This is a genomic window from Halolactibacillus miurensis, from assembly GCF_900116255.1.
GTDB lineage: Bacteria > Bacillota > Bacilli > Bacillales > Amphibacillaceae > Halolactibacillus > Halolactibacillus miurensis.
Genome location: NZ_FPAI01000054.1, coordinates 1 through 3,957, shown reverse-complemented (window position 1 = coordinate 3,957; position 3,957 = coordinate 1). Strand labels below are relative to the sequence as shown.

At 40.1% G+C, this 3,957-nt stretch carries 3 protein-coding genes; 1 reads left to right on the top strand and 2 read right to left on the bottom strand.

All coding sequences use genetic code 11. The features are described from left to right. Positions 1–113: 113 nt before the first annotated feature. Together murG and BM390_RS15115 are read right to left on the bottom strand one after the other, a co-directional pair. The gene (gene murG / locus BM390_RS15120; RefSeq protein WP_062323963.1) at positions 114–1,202 is read right to left on the bottom strand and encodes an undecaprenyldiphospho-muramoylpentapeptide beta-N-acetylglucosaminyltransferase; all 1,089 of its coding nucleotides are present in this window, start codon (positions 1,200–1,202) and stop codon (positions 114–116) included. Between the two features lie 120 nt (positions 1,203–1,322). Beyond that, positions 1,323–1,817: a hypothetical protein gene (locus BM390_RS15115; protein ID WP_062323966.1), complete on the bottom strand. Its 495-nt coding sequence runs from the start codon at positions 1,815–1,817 to the stop codon at positions 1,323–1,325. Positions 1,818–2,380: 563 nt separating this feature from the next. Between BM390_RS15115 and BM390_RS15110 the strand changes: the two genes are divergently transcribed. Further along, on the top strand, positions 2,381–3,940 hold the full coding sequence (locus BM390_RS15110) for an IS200/IS605 family accessory protein TnpB-related protein (protein ID WP_089855772.1): 1,560 nt from the start codon (positions 2,381–2,383) through the stop codon (positions 3,938–3,940). Positions 3,941–3,957: the final 17 nt, after the last annotated feature.

Here is a 3,957-nt window from a genome sequence, read left to right as displayed (position 1 = left end):
TATATTTAGAAAGAAAAAGGTGCTAGTGAGTAATTTTAGTGAGCAATCTCTATCTCACTTAAAATCCCTTCACCAACACCAAATATTATACAACCCTTTAGTTTTGTCTGCACTTATGAGTGCTTCTCATACGTATGAATCGTGTCAAGGACATGATGAATCGCATCTTTCGCATCACGTTTTGCCATGCGCGCTGTCATTTCTTGCACTTCTTGTTCAATTTGTGCTAACTTATCAAAAAATGTTGTCTCCGATAAATCATCTTCATCTAGTACTTTGGCATAACCAGCTTCTTCAAATACTTGCGCATTTAAAATTTGATCCCCGCGACTCACACGTTTAGGTAACGGAATTAACAGCATCGGCTTTTTCAATGCGAGAAATTCAAAAATGGCATTGGCACCCGCGCGTGAAACAATCACATCCGCGCTCGTCAATAAATCGTTGAGTTCTTCTTTCACATACTCAAACTGACGGTAACGTGGGTGGGTGAGGGTGTCATCTTTTAAACCTTTTCCGGTTAAATGAATCACTTGATACGACGCTGTAAGCTTGTCTAATTGACTGCGAATAAACTCATTTAAATGTTTGGCTCCTGTACTTCCACCCATAACTAATAAAATCGGTGTATTCGGATTAAAATCAAGTAGCTGACACGCACGTTCTTTCGATCCTTCAAATAACTCTGGACGAACGACCGCACCGATAAACGTCGCTTTTTTCTCATCGACATACTGTAGTGTTTTTTCAAACGTCACTAAAATCTTTTTCGCAAACGGCATGGCAATCTTATTGGCCAAACCTGGCGTTAAGTCGGATTCATGAATCACCGCAGGTGTTCGTGTCAATTTGGCCGCAATTAATACCGGTACCGAAACAAAGCCACCTTTTGAGAAGATAATCGATGGTTTCAGCTTATGGATTAGCTGGACTGATTGCCGAATGCCGTTTAATACTTTGAATGGGTCTTTGATGTTTTCAATCGAACGGTAACGACGATATTTTCCAGTTGAAATCGCATGGTACGTGACCCCTTCGATCGGTGAGATTAAATCTTTTTCAATCCCGTCATACGAGCCGATATAATCAATAGTATAACCTTCTTCTTTTAACAACGGAATCAGTGCTAAATTAACCATCACGTGTCCCGCTGTTCCACCGCCCGTTAATAGGATTTGTTTGTTTGATGTTTGTTTTTTCATTTACTTCCCTCTTTTTCATTCATGACAATCATCACTTGTTGTGATGTGGATTGTCCATCTCTTTATCATTAGTATATGTGGAATGTCAAATGATATAACGATCAAAAAGCAACGAGAACACTAGGATAATGTTAAATATTCTAGTAAAGATATCAATTGTTCTTTTGTTGGTCCCGCTGTTTCATCCGTCTCATGATGACGATATTCTATTTGGTAATGTAAGCCACCCTCGTCTTTTGAGGCATGTTTTACATACGATAAATCATGAAAACAGATTGTTTGATCTTCATTTTCTGTGAGCGTATCAATGGGACACCCGAGTGAAACATCGGTCGATACAGAAATTGTCAGTAAGTCATTATCATTCGTATAAAAACTTAAATCAAGATATTCATGACCGTCAATTTCAAAGTGATCATAGATCACAAAAGCAACTGGAATAGGAAGAGTATCTGGCACACTGACATCAAAACTTGCTTCATTCATCGCTTCTTCAACGACATCGTACTGATAATGATATTGGTTACTCTCTTCTTGAGAGATCGTTTCGGTTTCTTTTGGTTGGCATCCTATGAGTAACATGGTGCTAATGATGATGAGTGTGAGTATTCTCAAAATTATTCCTCCTCCAACTGTCTAGTTTAACAGGGTTCGTTAATTTTTTCCATAGGTCATTGGGAGAAAATTATATCTGATACTCTTTTGACATAAGGATTAGATACAAGTGTTTGTATCTGTTCATGTGTAAATGTTCGTTTCGCCATAAGTAGCACTCTTTCTACATGAAGTATGGAACGGGCTTGATGAAGTTGGCGAATAACGTCACGCAGTGTGTATTGACTGTCAAAAGAAGAAGCGACAGCGACTTTTGATAGTCAATACACACTGTTTTATCATGAAGAAGCCACTTCAAGCCCACTGACTGTGATTTGAGTATAACAAAATAGACCCTAAAGATGGGGACTTTTTTAGTGTCCATTCTTTAGGGTCCATTTTAGTTGTTTTTAAAGTCTTTTTTATCGTTTTAGGGCGAGAAGACACCTTCCTCAAGTGCGTTAGCACTAGGTGGGTGATGAATCGATGATTTTGAATATTTTTGAAGTGACAAACATATATTCAAAATGGTATAATTAAAACGTTAACAATGATTGACACAAAACAAAGAGAGGGTGGGCATCATGGGTATGAAGGCCATTTTTTCAAATCGCTTATATAAGCATACGATCGACCCTGATTTTGTTACGTCCATGGACCACACCCTCCAGGTGTTTAATCAAGCCAAACATTTTCGCTATCAAGCGAAGGTCCGGGAGCTTAGGGGCTCGAAAGAGAAAAGTTCCGTCTCCATCCATCAACGGTTAAAGCAACGTTACGGATTAAATGATTATTATGCGAACAGTGCTGTTCAAGAAGGACGCGCCCTTCTATCCGCGCAAAGAGAATTGAAGAACATGTACATGCGTAATAAAAAAGAACAAATCAACGCCGTTAAAAGAAAAATAAAAGCGACGAAGGCGCGCTTGACGACACTTCAAAAGATAAAAGCCTCTTTTGTCAAAGGAACACCGATGTTTAATAAAACGTCACGTGAACAACAAAAAGGGGCCTTTTTTGTTGTGACATATAAGCATTCCACACGCTTATTTTACTGTGCTTATGATTTTGAACATCAATACCTTGATGGTGAAATCAAACACCTAAAGTCTCGCTTGGGCCAGTTGAACTTTAAGAAAGATCGATATGAAAAACAATTGATTCAATTGACAAACAAAGTGACGGGTGTGTGTTTCGGGAGTAAGAAACTCGCGCGCGGCCGGTTAACACAAAAGTCTTATCACGCTCATCCTGAGCGTTGGCAGAAAGATTGGGCAGCGGCACGTTACGGTAAGATGACCATTTCAGGACGGAAAGACGCCAAATCAGGTAACTTTGTCTTTCATTATCATCCAGAGACGCATACCCTTACCTTCAAAGCGATCGATCAATGTGTGATTAGTCTCTCTGACGTTGTTTTTCCTTATGGCCAAGATCATGTCAACCATGCCATTCAGACACAAATGAACCTGAAAGATAAGAAAAAGTACGGGAAGGCTATTGGATGGTCACTTGAGGACCATGGTGACTACTACATTGTTAAATGCTTAATCGATGTGCCGCCTGCACCCTACCTGAACACCTCAACATCAACGGGTATGATTGGGGTTGATTTGAATGTGAATCATCTCGCTGTCGCCAATGTCAACGACATTGGTCAATGTGTGGATGCCTTTACCCTCCCATTTAACTTAGAGGGTAAAACCAGTCGACAGCAGGCGAAAATAATAGAAGCAGAGGTTATTGCCCTCGTTGACTATGCCGTTAAACATCATAAAACACTTGCCATCGAAAGATTGGATACGACGCGGTCCAAAGTGTCGCGTCCTTATGGACATAGGAAAGCCAATCGTCGAATGAATCAGTTTGCTTATCAAAAGATGATCCTAGCGATCCAATCAAGAGCTGAAAAAATGGGGGTGGCTGTCTACGTTGTGAACCCCGCTTATACCAGTCAAATTGGCAAGATGAAATATATGAAGCGGCTCGGTGTGTCCATTCACATGGCAGCCGCTTATGTCATTGCCCGTCGGGCAATGGGTTTTAAAGAAATACTCCCACCGATGGAGGCCACTGAAAAAGTCCAAAAAAGATCGGATACCTCATTTAATCATAGGCATCCGGTCTTTTTTTCGATAAAATAGAAGTATCAATAATAGGT

Excerpts from the sequence above, each read along its gene's own strand:
- murG (WP_062323963.1), bottom strand. The coding sequence starts at position 1,202 with ATGAAAAAACAAACATCAAACAAACAAATCCTATTAACGGGCGGTGGA.
- BM390_RS15110 (WP_089855772.1), top strand. The coding sequence starts at position 2,381 with ATGGGTATGAAGGCCATTTTTTCAAATCGCTTATATAAGCATACGATC.